Origin of the sequence: Agromyces sp. NPDC058110 (assembly GCF_042884735.1) — a bacterium.
In the GTDB taxonomy this organism is placed as follows: domain Bacteria; phylum Actinomycetota; class Actinomycetes; order Actinomycetales; family Microbacteriaceae; genus Agromyces.
Window position 1 is genome coordinate 38,211 of the sequence record NZ_JBHVTI010000007.1, and the last position, 17,414, is coordinate 55,624.

Sequence of the window (17,414 nt, forward strand, 5' to 3'; positions counted from 1 at the left end):
GTGCGGCTCAGTAGGTCGAGGTGACGGCGCCCGTCGTGGCGAGCACCGAGATGAAGACGATCGTGAGGATGACGCCGATCACGATCGACGCGAAGCCGATGATCACTGCGGCGAGGGCGAGGCCGCGGCCGCGCTCGCCCGTCTTCTTGACCTGGCTGAGGCCGATGAAGCCGAGCACGATGGCGACCACGTTGAAGCCGATGAGCGACAGCACGAAGCCGACGATCGACAGCACGTTCCACTTCTCGGACGGCGCGACGGGTGCGGCGGGCTGGGCGGGGGGAACGGGTGCGGCGGGCAGGTCAGACATGCGAGCTTCCTTCACGGGTTCGGGGCGGATATCGCCGGATGCAGCGTGGCAGGTCGGTCGCCGGCCGTCAATGGGCAACGCCGTGCTCGCGCCATGCGGCGTCGCAAGCCGTCATGCTCGAGGTCGGGTGCCCTGGCCGACGCCCCTGGCCGACGGCCCTGGCCGGCGCGTCTCAGCCGGCGAGCACCGCGGCGATCGACTCGGGCACGCGGTCGTCCTGCAGCGAGATCACGTCGCCGAGCGGGCGGCGCTCGGCGAGGTCCACGAGCAGTCGCCGCATGATCTTGCCCGAGCGGGTCTTCGGCAGGTCGGCGACGAACACGACCTCGCGGGGCTTCGCGACCGGTCCGATCGCGGTGGCCACGTGCGCGCGCAGTTCCGCGGCGCGTTCGGCCGCGGCATCCGACCGCGTGGCGATGCCGGTGAGGGCGTCGGATGCCACGACGAACGCCACGATGGCCTCGCCGGTGGTGGCGTCGCTGACGCCGACGACCCCGGCCTCGCCGACCGAGGAGTGCGCGACGAGCGCCGACTCGATCTCGATGGTCGACAGCCGGTGGCCCGACACGTTGATGACGTCGTCGACGCGCCCGAGCAGCCAGATGTCGCCGTCGGCGTCGACCTTCGCGCCGTCGCCCGAGAAGAAGTATCCGCGGTCGGCGAAGCGGGCCCAGTAGGCGTCGCGGTACCGCTCGGGGTTGCCCCACACCGTGCGCGCCATGCCGGGCCAGGTGCCGTCGACGACGAGGTAACCTCCATGGCCGGGTGCGACATCCGCCCCCTGTTCGTCGACGACGCGCGTCGTGAAGCCCGGCAGTGCGCGCAGCGACGAGCCCGGCTTCAGCGTCGAGACGCCGGGCAGCGGCGCCATGACCGCCGCCCCCGTCTCGGACTGCCACCACGTGTCGACGATGGGCGCCGAGCCCGCGCCGATCTGCTCGCGGAACCACACCCACGCCTCGGGGTTGATCGCCTCGCCGACCGAGCCGAGCAGCCGGATCGACGACAGGTCGTGGCCGCCGGTATCCGGACCCGGAACGCCCTCGGGGAACCAGGTCATGAACGACCGGATGAGCGTGGGAGCCGTGTAGTAGGTCGTGACGCCGTAGCGCTCGATGATCTCGAAGTGGCGGCCCGGATGCGGGGTGTTCGGCGTGCCCTCGTAGATGACGCTCGTGGTGCCCGTGAGCAGCGGCCCGTAGTGCACGTAGCTGTGCGCCGTGACCCACGCGAGGTCGGCCGTGCACCAGTAGACGTCGTCGGGCTTCGCGTCGAAGACCGCCCAGTAGCTGTAGGCGACGTGCGTGAGGTAGCCGCCGGTCGTGTGCACGAGGCCCTTCGGCCTTCCGGTCGTGCCGCTCGTGTAGATGATGAAGAGCGGATGCTCCGCGTCGAAGCTCTCGGCCTCGTGCACGTCGGGCTGGCGGTCGACGACCTCGTGCCACCAGACGTCGCGGCCGGGCGTCCACGGCAGGTCGGGCGTCTCGTCGCCCGTGCGCCGGATCACGAGCACGTGCTCGACGGATGCCACGCCCTCGACGGCCGCGTCGACGGCCGCCTTGACGGGCACCGCCGCGCCCCTGCGGAACTGGCCGTCGGTCGTGATGACGAGCTTCGCCCGCGTGTCCTCGACGCGGAACCGCAGCGCCTCCGACGAGAAGCCGCCGAACACGAGCGAGTGCACGGCGCCGATGCGCGTGATCGCGAGCGTCGCGATGACCGTCTCGAGCAGCACCGGCAGGTAGACGACCACCCGGTCGCCCGCGACGACGCCGAGCTCGGTGAGCGCGTGCGCGGCCTTCGCGACCTCGCGCTGGAGCTCGGCGTAGGTGAGGCTGCGGCGGTCGCCGCGCTCGCCCTCGAAGTGGAACGCGACCTTGTCACCGCGCCCAGCGGCCACGTGCCGGTCGACCGCGTTGACGCTCGCGTTGAGTCGGCCGCCCGCGAACCACTCGGCCCGCGGCACGCTGAGCTCGCCGGTCTCGCCGTCCGTGCCGGTGGGCGCGGTGGGACGCGCCGGATGCCACGTGTGGGCGGTGTGCCACGGCTCGGCCCAGTCGAGGCGTGCCGCCTGCGCCTCCCAGAAGGCGATCGGGTCCGCGTCGGCCGCGGCGCGAAGAGCATCGGCGTCGGCCGCCGTCACGTTGGCGTCGGCGGCGAAGGCGGCCGGCGCGGGGAAGCGGCGGTGCTCGTGAAGGAGGGGGTCGATGCTCATGCTGGGTCCGTTCGTCGTCGCAGGTCTCCGGCATCGACGTTCCGGCCGTCGTTCACGGAGTGGGTGGGCGTCGCAGCGACGGCGGTGCGGGCATCCGTTCATCCGACGCTACGTGAGCGCCACCGGCGGCGCCTGCTTCGACGTCATGCTCCGTCACGCCGGGGCAGGTCGTGTCGACCTGCGCGACAAGATGCCGTCGCGCTCGGCCCGACGGCCGCGCTTCGTGCCTACCGTAGAGAGACACGCATCGAAAGGACCGCCCATGACCTCGATCACCCTGCTCGGCCACTCCGCGATCGGTCTCGACAACGGCGGCGGCCGGCTCGTCGTCGATCCCGGTGCCTTCAGCGACCTCACCGGGCTCGCGGATGCCGCTGCGGTGCTCGTGACCCATGGGCACCCCGATCACGTGGCGGTCGCCGCGGTCGCAGGTGCAGGCGTCGAGGTCTGGGCGCCCGCCGGGGTGGTCGCCCAGCTCGCGGAGGCCGGTGCGCCGGCAGACCGGCTGCACGCCGTTGGGCCGGGAGATGCGTTCGAGGTCTCCGGGTTCGCCGTCTCCGTCGTCGGAACCGGCGTGCACGCCGAGATCTACCCCGGCCTGCCCCCGGTGGCGAACAACGCCTACCTGATCGACGGACGGCTGCTCGCGCCCGGCGACTCGTTCACCGCCGCCCCCGACGTGGAGGCCGTGGAGGTGCTCTTCGCTCCCATCGCGGCCCCGTGGCTGAAGTTCGCCGAGACGATCGACTACGCGAAGCGGCACCCGAACGCGACGATCGTGCCGATCCACGACGGCATCCTCGCCGACCCGGGTCGCATGCTCTGCGACAACCTCGGCGGCGCGCTGATCGGGAGTGCCTACCGGCGGATCGCTGCAGGCGAGGCGACCGAGTTCTGAGCGAGCGGGCGACTCACGCCCATTTGCGCACCGCCCACTTCTCGAAGAGCCCGACGAGCGCGTCGGTGAGCTTGCCGAGCACGGCGAGCAGGATGATCGCGAGGAAGATGCGGTCGATGCGGCCGTTCTGACCGGAGTCGAGCAGCAGGAATCCGAGGCCCATCGAGCTCGCGATGAGCTCGGCGGCGACGAGGAACAGCCAGGCCTGCGCGAGCGCGAGGCGCAGGGCGGAGACGACCGAGGGTACGACGGCCGGCAGCTGCACGGTCGTGAACAGCCGCAGCCCGCTCAGGCCGAAGGCCCGGCCGGCCTCGAGCAGCTGGCGGTCGACGTGGCGGAGGGCCGCGGCGACGATCGTGTACACGGGGAAGAACGCGCCGATCGCGATGAGCGTGATCTTCGACTCCTCGCCGATCTTCAGCCAGAGGATCAGCAGCGGCACCCACGCGAGCGACGGCACGGCGCGGATCGCGCCGAGCGTCGGCGAGAGCAGGATGTCGCCGAGCCTCGAGAGGCCCACGACGGCGCCGATCGCCAGGCCGAAGAGCGCGCCGATCGCGAACCCGACGAGCACGCGCTGCGTGGAGATCGCGATGTACAGGCCGAGCACGCCGCGTTGGGCGAGGTCGACAGCCGCCAGCCAGACCATCTCGGGGCTCGGCAGCATCGACACCGGCACGAGGCCGTTGGTCGATACGAACTGCCAGGTGAGCAGCAGCACGACCGGGATGATCGCGCCGCCGACGATGACGAACCAGCGGCGGTCGACGAGCCGGCGACGCGCGCCAGTTGCCCGGGGTGATGCAGAGGTGACGGATGCCTCGCCGGCCGGCCGATCGATGCCGGAGGGGCCGAGCGGTCCGGCTGTCGCGACGGCGAGCCCGTGGTCCACCACGGGCGCGGCGAACTGCCCGTCGACCGAGGTCGCCGCGTTCACCGCGGCATCCGCTCGTTCGTCGGCACGGGTCGTGCGCGAGGCATCCGTCATCTCAGATGGTCCTTATTCGAAGCGCGACGGGTCTGCGGCGGTCGCGAACTCGTCGTTGATGAGGGTGTCGAGCGCCTCGTCGACCAGCTCCTGCGAGGAGACGTCGCCGAGCTCGACGAAGATCGGGCCGATCTTCTCGAGCACCGCGACCTGCGCGTCGCCGGGCACGTTGTCGACGTCGAGGTTGGTGCGCTCGTCGATGACCTTCGTGGCCACGGCCTCGTCGAGGCCGGCGACCTCGGCGAGGATCGCGGCGGTCTCCTCGGGGTTCTCCTCAGCCCAGGCGCGAGCGTGCTCGTAGGCGTCGACGACGGCCTGCGCGACCTCGGGCTTGTTCTCGATGAAGTCCTCGGTCGCGTTCAGGAACCCGTAGGAGTTGAAGTCCACGTTGCGGTAGAAGAGCGACGCGCCCGCCTCTTCGGCACCGGCCATGATCGGGTCGAGGCCGGCCCAGGCGTCGACGGAGCCGTTCTGCAGTGCGGCCCAGCCGTCGGCGTGCTGCAGGTTCTGCACGGTGATGTCGGAGGCCTCGAGGCCCTCGGCCTCGAGCGACTGCAGCAGGAAGAAGTAGGGGTCGGTGCCCTTGGTCGCGGCGACCTGCTTGCCCTTCAGGTCGTCGACCGACTCGACGCCGGTGCCGTCGACGGTCACGAGCGCCGACCACTCGGGCTGCGAGTAGATGTCGATGACCTGGATCGGCGAGCCGTTCGAGCGGGCGAGCAGCGCGGCCGAGCCGGCGGTCGAGCCGACGTCGATCGCACCGGCGCGCAGGGCCTCGTTGGCCTTGTTCGAGCCGGCCGACTGCACCCAGTTCACGGTGAGGCCGGCGTCTTCGAGCCAGCCCTGGTCCTTGATGACGAGGCTCAGCGGGTTGTACGTCGCGAAGTCGATGTTGAGCGTCTGGCCCTCGAGCGAGGCCGCCTCGCCGGATGCCGCGGGCTCTGGCTCTGCGGCCTGGCCCTCGCCCGCGACGCAGCCCGAGAGCAGCAGGGCGGAGGCTGCGGCGCCCGCGACGAGCGCGGATCGCAGGAACGGTGCGGTGCGGGACATGGGTTCTCCTCTGGGTGGATGCGACGCCGGTGCTGTGGCGCGTCAGTACGGGTAGTGCGGGATGGTGGTGCCGGTCTCGATGCCGCGAGCGACGCCGTGCCGGTCGATGCCGAGCCCGTCGAGCAGGCGCCCGCGGAGCTCGGCCAGTTCTGCGGATCCGCGGTCGCGGGGTCGGTGCCCCGGCACGACGACGGTCTGGGTGATGACGGCGCCCGGCGCCGCATCCGGCCCGTCCTCGTGACCGAGCAAGATCACCCGGTCGGCGAGCTGCAGCGCCTCGTCGACGTCGTGCGTGACGAGCAGCACGGTCGCGGGCTCCGCTGCGTGCACGTCGAGCAGGAGGTCCTGCATCTTGAGGCGCGTCAGGGCGTCGAGAGCGCCGAACGGCTCGTCGAGCAGCAGCACGGCGGGGTTGCGAGCGAGCGCGCGGGCGAGCGAGGTGCGCTGGGCCATACCGCCAGAGACCTCGCGCGGCCGGTGCTCGGCGAAGTCGGCGAGCCCGACGAGGTCGAGCAGGCGCGCGACCTGCTCACGCCCGGCCGCTCGCGGTGTCGACTTCGGGAGCCCGAGCGCCACGTTGTTCGCGATGGTGCGCCAGGGCAGCAGGCGCGGCTCCTGGAATCCGACGGCAGATCGCGGGTCGAACGGCTTCACGGCCTCGCCGTCGATGAGCGCCTCGCCCTGGGTGGGCCGGTCGAGGCCGCCCGCGATGCGCAGCAGCGTCGACTTGCCGCATCCGCTCGGCCCGAGGATCGCGACGATCTCGCCCGCGGCGATCTCGAGGTCGATGTCGCGCAGCACCTGGCGTTCGCCGCCCTGCGTCGCGAACGCCCGCCCCAGCCCTCGGAACGAGACGGGCGCTGCGGCTGCCGACTGCGCGTTCGTTCGCGCGTTCGATGCAGACGATGCGCGAGCGGTGGCGGATGCCGCGGCCATGGCGTCTCCTCGACGTGCGGGCTGGTGGGGGTCGAACCGACGCTACCCATCGAAGAGAGCGCTGTCAGGCGCGACCGTCGTGCGGCGTAACACGGGCTTTCCGCGGCAGACCCGGGATCGGTCGAAGAATCTTCGGCTGTCCCCAGTCGTGTCGGCTCAGGCGTCCCATCCGAGATCGCGCAGCCCCGCCGCAAGCACGTCGGCGAGCAACCTGGCATGCCGGCCGTCGGGATCGAGATCTGGGTCGAAGACGGTCACCTGGGCACCGGCGGCGCGCGGTGCGAGGGCGGTCAACAGGGCCACGAGTGCGTCGGGAGCGAGGCCGCCGGGGTCGGGGCTGTCGACCGCGGGCATGAAGGCCGGGTCGAGCACGTCGACGTCGAGATGGAGCCAGTAGCCGTCGAGAGCATGGTCGTGCACGACTCGCGTCGTCCGTTCGATCGCAGCCGCCGCGTCTCGCCGCACGTCGCCGGCCGGTACGAGGTCGGCGAGCAGCCCGCGGGCCTCATCGGTGTGCTCGTCGTCGTCGCGGCATCCGATGTGCACGGTGTCGCGCGCCGCGAAGTACGGCGCACGGCCCTCGAGGTCTGAGATCGCGGGCCAGTGCAGGCCGATCGCCGCCGCCAGGTCCTCGCCGGCGACGCTGGCGCACGCGTCGCTGTTGCCCGGGTGGCGGAAGTCGGTGTGGCCGTCGAGGTGCACCAGTCCGAACCGCCCGCGGCGACGCAGGGCGAGCCCGGTGCCGACGAGGATGCTGCAGTCGCCGCCGAGCACGAGCGGCGCCGCTCCCGCGTCGAGCAGCGCGCCCACCCGGTCGGCGAGGCGGAGCGAGTGATCGATCAGGGCGTCGTGGTTGCGCACCCTGCGCGCTGCGGCATCCGCGTCGTCTCGATACCGCCCCGGCAGCACGACGCCCGCGTCGGTGGCCCCGGATCGCAGGAACCGGGCATGCAGGCCCGCCTCGCGGAGCGCTTCGGGGGCCTTCGCGGTGCCGGGAACCGACCCCGGCGACGGCGGCCGGAGGCCGAGGTTCGAGGGCGCCGCGAGGAGCGCGATGGCGGGGCTCTCGCGTGCGACGACGGGGTGCGTCTTCAGCACGTTCAGCTCTCCTCAGGTCTCGCGGCGGGTCCCCGGGCGCCGGAACGCCCGCGCGCCGCATCCGCCCGTCTGCGCAGCAGTGCCTGCTCGCGCTCGTTCGCGGTCATCGCGGCCGCCCGATCGAACTCGGCGGCCGCCTCGGTGCCGCGGCCGAGGCGCTCGAGCAGGTCGCCGCGCACGCTCGGCACGAGGTGGTAGCCGCGCAACGCCGGCAGGTCGGCGAGCTGGTCGAGCAGCGCGAGGCCCGCGTCGGGTCCGGACGCCCGGCCGAGGGCCACGGCGCGGTTGAGTTCGGCGACGGGCGAGCCGGTGCGCTGCCCGAGCCGTTCGTAGAGCTCGGCGATCGCCGCCCAGTCCGTCGCGTCGACGGATGCCGCGCGTGCGTGCTCGTCGGCGATGGCCGCCTGCAGCACGTAGGGGCCGGGCTCGGCGTCCGGGCTCAGGCGCGGCGCGGCCACGAGGATGGCGTCGGCACGCGCGAGGGCCTCCTGCCCTCGGCGGATGCGCGCGGCATCCCACGCCCTGCGGTCCTGGTGTTCGAGCAGCACGGGTTCGCCGTCGGGGCCGACGCGTGCGGCGAGCCTCGAGGACTGCAGCTCCATGAGCGCCGACAACCCGTGCACCTCGGCGTCGTCGGGCACGATCGCGGTGAGGATGCGGCCGAGTCGCACGGCCTCGTCGCAGAGCGCCGGCCGCACCCAGTCCTCGCCCTCGGTGGCCGAGTAGCCCTCGTTGAAGAGCAGGTAGACCACGCCCAGCACGGTCGCGAGTCGTTCAGCGCGTTCGTCGCCGCTCGGCTCCTCGACGGCGGCGCCGGCCTCGGCGAGGGTGCGCTTCGCCCGCGACACGCGCTGCGCGATCGTCGCCTCGGGCACGAGGAACGCCCGGGCGATCTCACGCGTCGAGAGCCCGGCGACGAGCTTCAGGGTGAGCGTCGTCTGCGCTTCGCCCGTGAGCGCGGGGTGGCAGCAGATGAACATGAGGCGCAGCACGTCGTCCTCCACGTGGTCGATGCCGGCGCTCGGGTCGGCGTCGATGGACTCGTCGAGCTCACGCGCGAGCACCGCGAACGCGCCGTCCGCCTTCGCGCGGCGGCGGAACTCGTCGACGGCGCGACGCTTCGCGGTCGTCATGAGCCAGGCTCCGGGATTGCTCGGGATGCCGCTGGCGGGCCATTGCGCGAGTGCGGCGACGATCGCGTCCTGCGCGACGTCCTCGGCGAGGCCGACGTCGCGCACGACGCGCACGAGCGCGGCGATCAGCCGCGTCGACTCCAGGCGCCAGACGGCGTCGATCGCGGCGCGCGTCGCCTGCTCGCCCGCTGCATCGCCCAATGCGTCACCGACGGCGTCGCCCGCTGCGTCGCCCGACTCGTCGCTCACGTCGGCATGAGACCATGCGCCCCGCACGGATGCAAGGCCCTCGTCGGCGTGCCCGCCGACGAGGGCGGCCCGCACGGATTCGCTCAGAACTCCGCGATCTGCCGGATCTCGACGCTGCCGACGAACCCGGGCCAGTGATCGACGTGGATCTGCATGAGCCGCCGCCCGAGCTCGACCGCTTCCTCGTACGACCGCACCTCGATCACGGCATACCCGCCGACGAGTTCCTTCGCCTCGGTGAACGGGCCGTCGACGGCCTTGATCGCACCGTCGGCGAGCGACACGATCGCGCCCGCCGAGCTCGGCAGCAGCCCCTGGCTGTCGATGAGCACGCCCGTCTCGCGGCCCCAGCGGTCGTACTCGGCCATGGCCTCGTAGATCGCGGGCGGGGTCTCGCCCTGGTGCTCGTCGGACTTCATCAGGCACATGTACCGCATGGGATTCCTCCTCGGTGAGGCCCGCCCCGGTGGCGTGCCCTCACCATAGCGTCGGCAGTTCGAGGCCGTTCTCGACACGGCACCCGGAATTCCTCCGAACTTCTTCGACCGGCGATGTCGAGAACGGATGCCGCGCCGCGACGCCTTGGTGAACGACCCGTTCCATCGGGCCGCCGACCGAAGGGAATCACCATGCACACGTCACTCGACACCGCGACCGGGGCGGGATCCGAACCCGCTGCACTCGCGACCGCCGATGCGGCCCGCCCCGCGCACGCCGCCGACCCCGCCACGAGGGGGCTCGTGCTCGCGGGCGTCGTCGCCGGCCCGCTCTTCGTCACCACCGGTCTCGTGCAGGTGCTCACGCGCGAGGGATTCGACCTGACGCGGCATCCGCTCAGCCTGCTCTCGCTCGGCGACCGCGGGTACGTGCAGATCGCGAACTTCGTCGTGGCCGCCATCCTGATGCTCGCCTTCGCGGTCGGCGCTCGCCGCAGCCTCGGCGACGGGCCCGGCCGTGCCTGGGCGCCCGCACTGTTCGCCGTCTACGGCGTGGGGCTCGTGCTCGGCGGCGCGTTCACCGCCGACCCGGCCCTCGGGTTCCCGCTCGGCACGCCCGACGGGTACCCGACCGAGTGGACGTGCCACGGCGGCGTGCACGCCTTCGCCGCCCCGCTCGCGTTCCTCGCGCTCGTCGGCGTGACGTTCGTCGTGGCGAAGCGCCTGCGCTGGGAGGGACATCGCGCCGCAGCCGCCTGGTCGATCGCGATCGGCCTGCTGTGCCTGCTGCTCTGCATCCCGTTCGGCCCGGCAGCGAGCGTCCGGCTGTTCGTGGGCGTCGCGCTCGGCTTCGCGTGGATCACCGTGTACGCAGCGCACCTGCTGCGCGGGCGAGCGGAGTGAGGGCACGCACGGGGCGGTCAGGCCTCGACCGGCCGCCACATGGTCGTGATGGGCGACGCCTCGTCGAGCGGCGAGGCGAACCCGCCCACGACGCGGAACCCCGCTCGCTCGTAGCGGCGGTCGTTGGCCGGGTTCGTCGACTCGAGGTACGCCGCGAGGCCGAGCGAGGCGAACTCGCCCAGGTTGCGGGCGAGCAGCTGCTGGGCGAGGCCCTCGCCGCGTCGCGACGGGTGCGTCGCCAGGAGGCTCAGGTACACGTGCGGCGGCGCATCGTGCGGGTGGTTCGCGTCGAACCGCAGCATGATCTCGTCGAACGCGGCGACCTGTCGCGCATCGAGGGTCTCCTCGACGATCGCGCGCACGCGTGCGGACTGCGCCTCGCTCATCTCGTCGACTCCGGCGGGGAGCCACACGGCGACCGAGGCGCCGTCGTCGACGACCCAGACACGGTCGTGGGGCAGCGCGCCCTCGACGAACGGGGTCCAGAACGGCACCAGGTGGTCGCGCGTTCCGTCGGGGCCGCGCAGGATCGGACCCCAGACGGGGTCGTCGGCGAACGCGAGGGCCAGCGTCTCGGCGATGGCCGGGACGTCGGCCTCGGTCGCGCGTCTCTGCTGCATGCGGTCATGCTCTCACGTCGACGGCGGGAGGACAGCTGCCGCAGGGGAGGACGATTCGAATCGTCCTCCCCTGGCCCCGAAGTCCTCCGTTGAAGCGAGGCTGGTCGCGGCGGGCCCGGCCTACCCGGTCGCGCCCGCCGCCACGGGCGCGGGCTGGCGACGGCGGAGGGCCCGCGCGGCATCCGCGACGCCGAGTCTGCGCACCGTCTCGAGCCAGGCGCCGCGCTTCTCGGGGGTCGAGAACCGCACGGGGGTGAACCGGGTGATGCCGACGGTCTTCACGCCGCAGTACGCGAGCGTCGCGCGCTTCAACGAGGTCTCGGCTGCACTGCGGTAGACGATCCGGTTCCACGCGACGGGTGCGTCCATGGTCATCACGATGCGAGCCGTCTTGCCCGTGAGCAACCGCGTCGAGATCTGGCCGCGGCCGTACTTGAAGGCCGTGCCCGAGAGCACCGCGCGGTCGAGGAACGCCTTCAGCACCGCGGGGTAGGTGCCCCACCACTGCGGGAAGAGGAAGACGAGGTGGTCGGCCCAGGCGACGTCGTCGATGAACTCGCGGATGCGCGGTTCGAGGTGCGAGGTGTCGCCGTCCGGGGCGCGCAGGTCGCGGCGGTCGGCGGGCAGCAGGTCGAACTCGCGCTCGGCGAGGTCGATGACCCGCACCTGCGAGCCGTCGGCCGGGCCGCCCGTCGAGGGGTCGACGTATGCCGCGCGCAGGCCTGCGACGTACTGGTCGGCGAGCGCGTGGTTGAAGCTGCCGGCGTTGGGGTGGCCGATGATCACGAGCGTGTTCGTCATGGTGCGGTTCGTCGCGGTGCGGTGCGTCATGTTCAGTGCTCCTTGGAATCGAGGTGGCGGATGACGGCCTTGAGGTCTTCGTGCAGCGCGTCGAGGTCGGGCGACTCGAGGTCGTCGAACTCGTCGGAGAACGACGCGCCGAGCACCGGCAGCGCCTCGGCGAGGAGCTGCCCGGCCTTCGGGGTGATCGACAGCAGCACGCGCCTGGCGTTCGCCGGGTCGGCCTCGGTCTGCACGAGCCCGGCCTCGACGAACGCGGGCACGCGCTTGCTCACGGCGGCCTTGCTGACGCCGAGGCAGTCGGCGAGGAACGTGATGTCGGGCGGCGACGGCAGGTTCGCGATCACCGCGATGAACTGGAACTGGCTGAAGCTGATGCCGTAGCGCGCCTGCAGCAGGGCGTCGGCGAAGCGATCCATGCGGTCGACGAGCAGGTGCAGGGTGACCGTGAGGTGGTCGCCGAGCGGGCCGCCGGGCTGCGGGAGGGACTTCGGTTCGGGGCTCATGCCATGAGTCAACCTGTTGACACGTTGGATGTCAACAGGTTGACGAAAAAAGGTCAACGCGTTGACGAAGCTCGCGGTGTCGCGCGAACGGTCTGCATCGCGGCGGGATCGCGGCCGTTCGCGCGACATCGCGGCTGCGGTGCTGCGATGCTGCGGTGCTGCGGGGCGGGCGGCGGGCGGCGGGCGGGCGGTGGGCGGGCGGCGCTCGGGCGTGCTGCCGGGGCGAGCCTCGTGCGGGAGAATGTACGGATGACCAGAACGGTGCGCGGAGCGAGGCTCCTCATCACGGGTGCCGCGGGCGGCATGGGCCGCATGTACGCGCAACGCGCGGTCGCCGAGAGCGCGGCATCCGTCACCCTGTGGGATCGCGACGCCTCGGCGCTCGCGCGCACGGTCGACGAGCTCGGGTCGGTCTCGCAGGGGCGCACGCGCATCCACTCCTACGTCGTCGACCTCGCCGACCTCGGCTCCATCGCCAAGCACGCGCAGCAGGTGCGCAAGGAGGTCGGCAACCCCGACGTGCTCATCAACAACGCGGGCATCGTGCGCGGCAACGCCTACTTCTGGCAGACCGACAACGGCGACGACACCCGGCCGACCATGCAGGTCAACGCCCTGGCTCCCATGTACGTGACCCGTGAGTTCCTGCCCGGCATGATCGCCGACGCCTATCGGGCGGCCCGCATCGTGAACATCGCCTCCGCGGCCGGCACGCTCGCGAACCCGCGCATGGCGACCTACGCCGCGTCGAAGGCCGCCCTCATCGGCTGGAGCGACTCGCTGCGCCTCGAGCTCGAGCAGGCCGACCACACCAACGTCAAGGTCACGACCGTCACCCCGAGCTACATCTCGACCGGCATGTTCGCGGGTGCCCGCGGGCCGGTGCTCGCGCCGATCCTCGAGCCCGACTTCGTCGTCGACCGCGTGTGGCGCGCCATGCTGGCCGGCAGGCCGCTGCTCGAGCTGCCCTGGAGCGTCGGCCTCTCTCGGGCGCTGCGCGGGCTGCTGCCCACCCGCCTCTTCGACCGGCTCGTCGGCGACGGGTTCGGGGTCTACCGCTCGATGGAGCGGTTCACCGGACGGCGCTGATCGTCGTCGGCACGCGCGCGGACCGGCGCGGGCCGGCGACGCAGGGCGACGAGGAGCATCGGGCCGACGACACCGGCGAGGCAGATGGCCGCGATCCAGGATTCCGGGTTCACGCGGGCGAAGCTACGCCCCGAGCCTGAACGCCGGCCGCGAGTCGCAGAGCCGCGAGCTTCAGAGCACCTTGCGCATGTGCAGCGAGGCCGTCAGGTAGCCGAGGCTCTCGTAGAGGGTGATCGCCGGGATGTTGTAGGCGAACGCGTTCAGCCCGAGGTTCTTCGCGCCGCCCTCGCGCGCGATCGCATCGGCGCGCTGCATCACGATGCGCGCGATGCCGCGCCGCTGGAACTCGTCGTACACGCGGATGTCGTAGATCCACCAGTCCTCGACCCCGACGGCGCCCCACGGCCCGAGCCAGAACCAGCCGGCGTCCTCGCCGGCGAGGCGGATCGTGAAGAGCAGGTGGCCGTCGACGAGCCGTCCGTCGGGGAAGAAACGCTGCTCGGACTCGGCTCGGGCGGCATCCGCGCCCTCGGCGCTGTCGCCGGCCTCGAGCCGGGACTCCTCGTACTCGCGCATCGCCACGGGCAGCCAGGCCGTGACCTCGTCGGGCGTCTTCAGATCGAGCGTGATCTCGTCGGGGTTCGCCTGCGTCATGGCTCCATGGTGGCGGATGTCGCGCCGGATGTCTCGGGCCGCCGCACGGCTCGGTCAGTCATCCTCGTTCTTGTCTTTGTCCTTGTCCTTGTCCTTGCCTTTTCCCTTGCCCTTGTTGCCGCCGTTGCCCGGCGAGTCATCGGAGTCGCCGGAGTTCCCGGACTCGTCCGAGTCGTCGGTGGTGGGCGTCGGGGTGGGGGTCGTGGCTGCCTCGGCGGTCTCGAGATCGGTTCGGACCAGGGCGATCGCGTCGCGGATCTGCTGCTCCTGCGCGGCATCGAGTTCGCCGGAGGTCGCGGCCTCGTCGACGTCGGCCTCGAGGAGCTCGAGCTCGGCGAGAGCACCGGCGTAATCGGTCGAAGCCGCGCGTTCCGACACCCGCACGACCGACGCATGCATCTCGGCGGCCGTGTCGTCGTGCGACGGAGCGCACGACGTGAGGCCGACGCCGAGCAGCAGTGCGAGGCCGGCGGCGACCGCCGCCCCACGCGGGCGAGCACTCGAGCGCATCACGGGTTCACCGCCTCGTCGAGCTGCTCGAGGTGCACGCCGAGTTCGCCGGGAACGCTCGGCAGCGGTTCAGGGGCGGGCTCGCGCGGGGCGGCGAGGGGAGCAACGACGATCCAGACCAGCGTCGCGGCCACGGCGGCCAGCAGCACGAGCATTGCGACGCGCGCGGGCCGTCTCGCCGGACGCCCCTCACGGCGGCGGTCGCGCGCGGGCCCGTCTGCTGGCGTCGCCCGGGTCACTGGCGTCGGCTCGGGCTGCGCCGCCTGCGCCGCGGTGAGCACGCGCGTCGGTTCCTCGCCGGTCGCGTCGTAGCGCGGTTCGGCGGGCATCCGCTCGGTCGTGACCTCGTCGGCGACGGATGCCGCGGCCCCCGTCATGGCGACGGTCGCCGTGCCGGCTGCGTCGGCCGCGTCGGCTCCGACGGTGCCGGCTCCGACCGCGTCGGGTCCGGCCGTGTCGCCGAACGCGATCGTGGTCGCCGTGGTGGCGGGATCCGTTCGGTCCGACACGTCGAGCGCGGACGCCCCGACTACGACCTCGAGCGCGGTCGGGCGTTCGCCGGGATCGCGAGCGGTCATGGCGCGGAGCAGCGCGACCCAGTCGTCGCCGAGCTCGGGCGGCACGCTGGGGTCGCGCACGAGTCGGGCGCTCGCCGATTCGGCGGCCGGGCCGGGGAACGCCGCTCGCCGGGTGCGTGCCTCGAGCGCCAGCAGGCCGAGCGCGTAGACGTCGGCGGGCGGTGCGGGCACTGCGCCGGTGACCTGCTCCGGGCTCACGTAGCCGGGCGTGCCGACGAGCAGACCGGTGCTCGTGAGCCGCGCGTCGTCGATGAGCCTCGCGATGCCGAAGTCCGCGAGCTTCGCGTTCCAGGTGCGGCTCGGCAGGTGCGCGGGCTCGAGCAGGACGTTCGCGGGCTTGATGTCGCGGTGCACGATGCCGCGATCGTGGATGGTGTGCAGCGCCTCGGCGAGGTCGGCGAGCATCGACGCGGCATCGGAGGGGCCGAGGGGCCCGAGCCGCAGGGTCTCGCGCAGGTCGCGACCGTCGACGAACTCCATGACGAGGAACTCCCGCCCGGTCGCAGGGTCGTGGCCGGCGTCGTAGAGCCGCACGAGCGCGCGGTGCGAGAGGCTCGCGAGCAGCGCGATCTCGGAGGCACGGCGGTCACGGTCGTCGAAGCCCTCCGCCGCCGCGCCGAAGACCTTCACCGCGACCGGACGGTGCAGCACCAGGTCTTCGCCGCGGTAGACGACGGCCATGCCACCGCGGCCGACGAGCCCGTCGAGGCGGTATCGTGCGGCCATCGTGATCCCGATGAACGGGTCTCCGACGACGCGTTCGGGAGAGGTCGTCACCACTCGAGCGTAGATCGATCCGCCGGGAACCGCCCATCGGATGAGAGGGCTGGCCCATTGGAGGCCGATGCGGTAGACGGCGACCGGCTCACTGGTACGACACCAGGTCGGGCGCCGGAACCACCTCGGTCATCGTCTGCTCGGGCGTGAGCATCGGGGCATCCTCGTCGATGAAGTTCTTCCACCCCCAGGCCGCGTCGGGTGCGCCCTCGCGGAGCGCGTTCCACGTGGCCTGCTTCGCGGGCTGCGTGCCGTTGCCGTCGACGTGGAAGAGCACGTCGACCTCGGGCCGATCGACGTCGACGCGTTCTCGGTGCAGGATCATGTCGGCGCGGAACTGGTGCAGCACGAGCAGCTTCGGCGGCAGGTCGTGCTCGTCGCAGATCGCCGCGAGCTCGTCGATCACCTGGTTCACCTCGCTCGCATCGACCTGGCCGATGTCGACGAGGTGGCGCTGATTCGCGTCGAGGCGCCACTCGGGGTCGAGCGCGAGCCCCACCCACGGGTACTCGAGCAGGGCGCGGTACTCGTCGAGCTGCGTCGGGAACGAGTCGCGGCCCGGCTGCAGGTCGAGGATCACGTACTGGCCGGCGGCACCGGCCGCCTCGATCCACGGCACGAGGCCGGCCGCGTCGGGTTCGCTCGAGAAGTCGCCGTCGCTCGTCGGATCGCCCGAGGCGACCGTGGTGATGATCTCGAGTGCGGGCACGACCGTGCGATCGGTCAGGTCGTCGTAGTCGGATGCGACCTTCGCGGCTCGCTGCACCGTCGCCTCGAGGGGCTGCTCGCCGAGCACGCCCAGCGTCGGAGCCCCGGGCTTGCCGTAGAGCGCCACGAGCAGGCGATCGGGGAAGAGCACTTGGCCGCCGCCGGGCAGCTGCGCGCCGGTGCGCGCGGTGCGCACCTGCCAGTCGAGGGCATCGGATGCCGCGAACCCGCGCCCGATCGCGACCGCGGGCGCCCCGTCGGCCTCGTGCAGAGCCGTGATGGCGTCGGCCGACCGCTGCGGGTTCGGGTCGTCGGCGGGCAGCATCTGCACGTCGGCGCCGGCGGCCCTGGCCGTGGCGACGGCGGCGCTGTCGTCGGTCGCGAGCACGACCGCCGCCGACGCGTCGTGCTCGAGCGCGATGCCGAGGTCGTCGACGGCCGCTTCGGCGTCGGATGCCGCGTCGTCGCCGCTCACCGTCACGACGCCGCGGTCGACGTACGTCTCGGAGAGGACGGCCGCGTCGTCGTCGGAGCCGATGGCGACGATCTCGGTGGCGTCGAGTCGGTCGAGTTCGGCGAGGATCGCGTCGGCCGTCGCCCGCGGCGTGGGGGAGGCCGTCGTGGTCGGCGGGGCGGTCGCGTCGGGCGAGTCCGAATCGGGCTCGAGCAGGAGCGGCACGCCGAGCTCGACGGCGACCCCGGCCGCGACTGCGACGTCGGCTGCATCGGCGGCCACGACCACGACGGGCGAGGTGTCGAAGAAGGCCGAGCTGGCGGCGAGCGCCGCGCCCGCGGCATCCGTCTCGTCGATGACCGTGAGCGGCGCGTCTGGCGCCTGCACGACGACGGCCTGCGGCTCGGGAGGTTCGGGCGTCGGGGTGCACCCGGCGACCGCGATCACGGCGCCGAAAGCGACCATCGCCGCGCCCGACCTGCGGATCGTGCTCATGGCGT

18 protein-coding genes are annotated in these 17,414 nt (G+C 72.4%); 3 read left to right on the plus strand and 15 right to left on the minus strand.

Annotated elements, in window-relative coordinates:
* Positions 1 to 7 precede the first annotated feature (7 nt).
* The gene (locus ACFVS8_RS17140) at positions 8 to 310 is read right to left on the minus strand and encodes a DUF4190 domain-containing protein (RefSeq protein WP_387064977.1); all 303 of its coding nucleotides are present in this window, start codon (positions 308 to 310) and stop codon (positions 8 to 10) included.
* Between the two features lie 172 nt (positions 311 to 482).
* Positions 483 to 2,525, minus strand: a complete 2,043-nt coding sequence (acs, locus tag ACFVS8_RS17145) for an acetate--CoA ligase (protein ID WP_387064979.1) — start codon at positions 2,523 to 2,525, stop codon at positions 483 to 485.
* Positions 2,526 to 2,787: 262 nt separating this feature from the next.
* Between acs and ACFVS8_RS17150 the strand changes: the two genes are divergently transcribed.
* On the plus strand, positions 2,788 to 3,423 hold the full coding sequence (locus tag ACFVS8_RS17150) for an MBL fold metallo-hydrolase (RefSeq protein ID WP_387064982.1): 636 nt from the start codon (positions 2,788 to 2,790) through the stop codon (positions 3,421 to 3,423).
* Between the two features lie 13 nt (positions 3,424 to 3,436).
* On the opposite strand, the gene ACFVS8_RS17155 is transcribed toward ACFVS8_RS17150, so the two are convergent.
* The 6 genes from ACFVS8_RS17155 to ACFVS8_RS17180 all read right to left on the minus strand — a co-directional run bounded on the left by ACFVS8_RS17155 (position 3,437) and on the right by ACFVS8_RS17180 (position 9,314).
* Positions 3,437 to 4,411 (minus strand): ABC transporter permease, encoded by a 975-nt coding sequence (locus ACFVS8_RS17155; RefSeq protein ID WP_387064985.1) that lies wholly within the window; start codon positions 4,409 to 4,411, stop codon positions 3,437 to 3,439.
* A 12-nt stretch (positions 4,412 to 4,423) separates the two neighbouring features.
* Positions 4,424 to 5,461 carry an aliphatic sulfonate ABC transporter substrate-binding protein gene (locus tag ACFVS8_RS17160; RefSeq protein WP_387064988.1) on the minus strand — a complete coding sequence of 346 codons (1,038 nt, stop codon included), beginning with the start codon at positions 5,459 to 5,461 and terminating at the stop codon, positions 4,424 to 4,426.
* Positions 5,462 to 5,503: 42 nt separating this feature from the next.
* Positions 5,504 to 6,397 carry an ABC transporter ATP-binding protein gene (locus ACFVS8_RS17165; RefSeq protein ID WP_387064991.1) on the minus strand — a complete coding sequence of 298 codons (894 nt, stop codon included), beginning with the start codon at positions 6,395 to 6,397 and terminating at the stop codon, positions 5,504 to 5,506.
* 156 nt (positions 6,398 to 6,553) lie between these two features.
* Positions 6,554 to 7,495 (minus strand): arginase family protein, encoded by a 942-nt coding sequence (locus ACFVS8_RS17170; RefSeq protein WP_387064993.1) that lies wholly within the window; start codon positions 7,493 to 7,495, stop codon positions 6,554 to 6,556.
* Between the two features lie 2 nt (positions 7,496 to 7,497).
* On the minus strand, positions 7,498 to 8,877 hold the full coding sequence (locus ACFVS8_RS17175) for an RNA polymerase sigma factor (protein ID WP_387064996.1): 1,380 nt from the start codon (positions 8,875 to 8,877) through the stop codon (positions 7,498 to 7,500).
* 83 nt (positions 8,878 to 8,960) lie between these two features.
* Complete coding sequence (locus ACFVS8_RS17180; RefSeq protein WP_387064999.1) at positions 8,961 to 9,314, minus strand: YciI family protein; 354 nt, start codon at positions 9,312 to 9,314, stop codon at positions 8,961 to 8,963.
* Between the two features lie 192 nt (positions 9,315 to 9,506).
* Here ACFVS8_RS17180 and ACFVS8_RS17185 point away from each other — a divergent pair, with 192 nt between their 5' ends.
* Entirely contained in the window at positions 9,507 to 10,217 is a 711-nt protein-coding gene (locus ACFVS8_RS17185; RefSeq protein ID WP_387065002.1) for a DUF998 domain-containing protein, read from the plus strand.
* 17 nt (positions 10,218 to 10,234) lie between these two features.
* On the opposite strand, the gene ACFVS8_RS17190 is transcribed toward ACFVS8_RS17185, so the two are convergent.
* From ACFVS8_RS17190 to ACFVS8_RS17200, 3 genes are all read right to left on the minus strand, one after another.
* The gene (locus tag ACFVS8_RS17190; RefSeq protein WP_387065005.1) at positions 10,235 to 10,837 is read right to left on the minus strand and encodes a GNAT family N-acetyltransferase; all 603 of its coding nucleotides are present in this window, start codon (positions 10,835 to 10,837) and stop codon (positions 10,235 to 10,237) included.
* A gap of 120 nt (positions 10,838 to 10,957) precedes the next feature.
* Positions 10,958 to 11,668 carry an NAD(P)H-dependent oxidoreductase gene (locus tag ACFVS8_RS17195; RefSeq protein WP_387065008.1) on the minus strand — a complete coding sequence of 237 codons (711 nt, stop codon included), beginning with the start codon at positions 11,666 to 11,668 and terminating at the stop codon, positions 10,958 to 10,960.
* 2 nt (positions 11,669 to 11,670) lie between these two features.
* Entirely contained in the window at positions 11,671 to 12,144 is a 474-nt protein-coding gene (locus ACFVS8_RS17200) for a MarR family winged helix-turn-helix transcriptional regulator (RefSeq protein WP_387065011.1), read from the minus strand.
* A 249-nt stretch (positions 12,145 to 12,393) separates the two neighbouring features.
* Between ACFVS8_RS17200 and ACFVS8_RS17205 the strand changes: the two genes are divergently transcribed.
* A complete protein-coding gene (locus ACFVS8_RS17205; RefSeq protein ID WP_387065013.1) occupies positions 12,394 to 13,233 on the plus strand; it encodes an SDR family oxidoreductase in 840 nt (279 codons plus the stop codon).
* Between the two features lie 171 nt (positions 13,234 to 13,404).
* On the opposite strand, the gene ACFVS8_RS17210 is transcribed toward ACFVS8_RS17205, so the two are convergent.
* The 4 genes from ACFVS8_RS17210 to ACFVS8_RS17225 form a co-directional block, all read right to left on the minus strand.
* Positions 13,405 to 13,887 (minus strand): GNAT family N-acetyltransferase, encoded by a 483-nt coding sequence (locus ACFVS8_RS17210; protein ID WP_387065016.1) that lies wholly within the window; start codon positions 13,885 to 13,887, stop codon positions 13,405 to 13,407.
* A 54-nt stretch (positions 13,888 to 13,941) separates the two neighbouring features.
* Entirely contained in the window at positions 13,942 to 14,397 is a 456-nt protein-coding gene (locus ACFVS8_RS17215) for a hypothetical protein (protein WP_387065019.1), read from the minus strand.
* Positions 14,397 to 15,752, minus strand: a complete 1,356-nt coding sequence (locus ACFVS8_RS17220) for a serine/threonine-protein kinase (protein ID WP_387065022.1) — start codon at positions 15,750 to 15,752, stop codon at positions 14,397 to 14,399. The genes ACFVS8_RS17215 and ACFVS8_RS17220 overlap by 1 nt, the downstream gene beginning before the upstream one ends.
* Before the next feature lie 88 nt (positions 15,753 to 15,840).
* Positions 15,841 to 17,409, minus strand: coding sequence for a hypothetical protein (locus ACFVS8_RS17225; protein ID WP_387065025.1), 1,569 nt, complete (start codon positions 17,407 to 17,409; stop codon positions 15,841 to 15,843).
* Positions 17,410 to 17,414 lie beyond the last annotated feature (5 nt).

Bases quoted from the DNA above. Each gene is read 5' to 3' on its own strand.
- ACFVS8_RS17140 (WP_387064977.1), bottom strand. From the start codon at position 310: ATGTCTGACCTGCCCGCCGCACCCGTTCCCCCCGCCCAGCCCGCCGCA.
- acs (WP_387064979.1), bottom strand. From the start codon at position 2,525: ATGAGCATCGACCCCCTCCTTCACGAGCACCGCCGCTTCCCCGCGCCG.
- ACFVS8_RS17150 (WP_387064982.1), top strand. From the start codon at position 2,788: ATGACCTCGATCACCCTGCTCGGCCACTCCGCGATCGGTCTCGACAAC.
- ACFVS8_RS17155 (WP_387064985.1), bottom strand. From the start codon at position 4,411: ATGACGGATGCCTCGCGCACGACCCGTGCCGACGAACGAGCGGATGCC.
- ACFVS8_RS17160 (WP_387064988.1), bottom strand. From the start codon at position 5,461: ATGTCCCGCACCGCACCGTTCCTGCGATCCGCGCTCGTCGCGGGCGCC.
- ACFVS8_RS17165 (WP_387064991.1), bottom strand. From the start codon at position 6,397: ATGGCCGCGGCATCCGCCACCGCTCGCGCATCGTCTGCATCGAACGCG.
- ACFVS8_RS17180 (WP_387064999.1), bottom strand. From the start codon at position 9,314: ATGCGGTACATGTGCCTGATGAAGTCCGACGAGCACCAGGGCGAGACC.
- ACFVS8_RS17185 (WP_387065002.1), top strand. From the start codon at position 9,507: ATGCACACGTCACTCGACACCGCGACCGGGGCGGGATCCGAACCCGCT.
- ACFVS8_RS17190 (WP_387065005.1), bottom strand. From the start codon at position 10,837: ATGCAGCAGAGACGCGCGACCGAGGCCGACGTCCCGGCCATCGCCGAG.
- ACFVS8_RS17195 (WP_387065008.1), bottom strand. From the start codon at position 11,668: ATGACGCACCGCACCGCGACGAACCGCACCATGACGAACACGCTCGTG.
- ACFVS8_RS17200 (WP_387065011.1), bottom strand. From the start codon at position 12,144: ATGAGCCCCGAACCGAAGTCCCTCCCGCAGCCCGGCGGCCCGCTCGGC.
- ACFVS8_RS17205 (WP_387065013.1), top strand. From the start codon at position 12,394: ATGACCAGAACGGTGCGCGGAGCGAGGCTCCTCATCACGGGTGCCGCG.
- ACFVS8_RS17210 (WP_387065016.1), bottom strand. From the start codon at position 13,887: ATGACGCAGGCGAACCCCGACGAGATCACGCTCGATCTGAAGACGCCC.
- ACFVS8_RS17215 (WP_387065019.1), bottom strand. From the start codon at position 14,397: ATGCGCTCGAGTGCTCGCCCGCGTGGGGCGGCGGTCGCCGCCGGCCTC.
- ACFVS8_RS17225 (WP_387065025.1), bottom strand. From the start codon at position 17,409: ATGAGCACGATCCGCAGGTCGGGCGCGGCGATGGTCGCTTTCGGCGCC.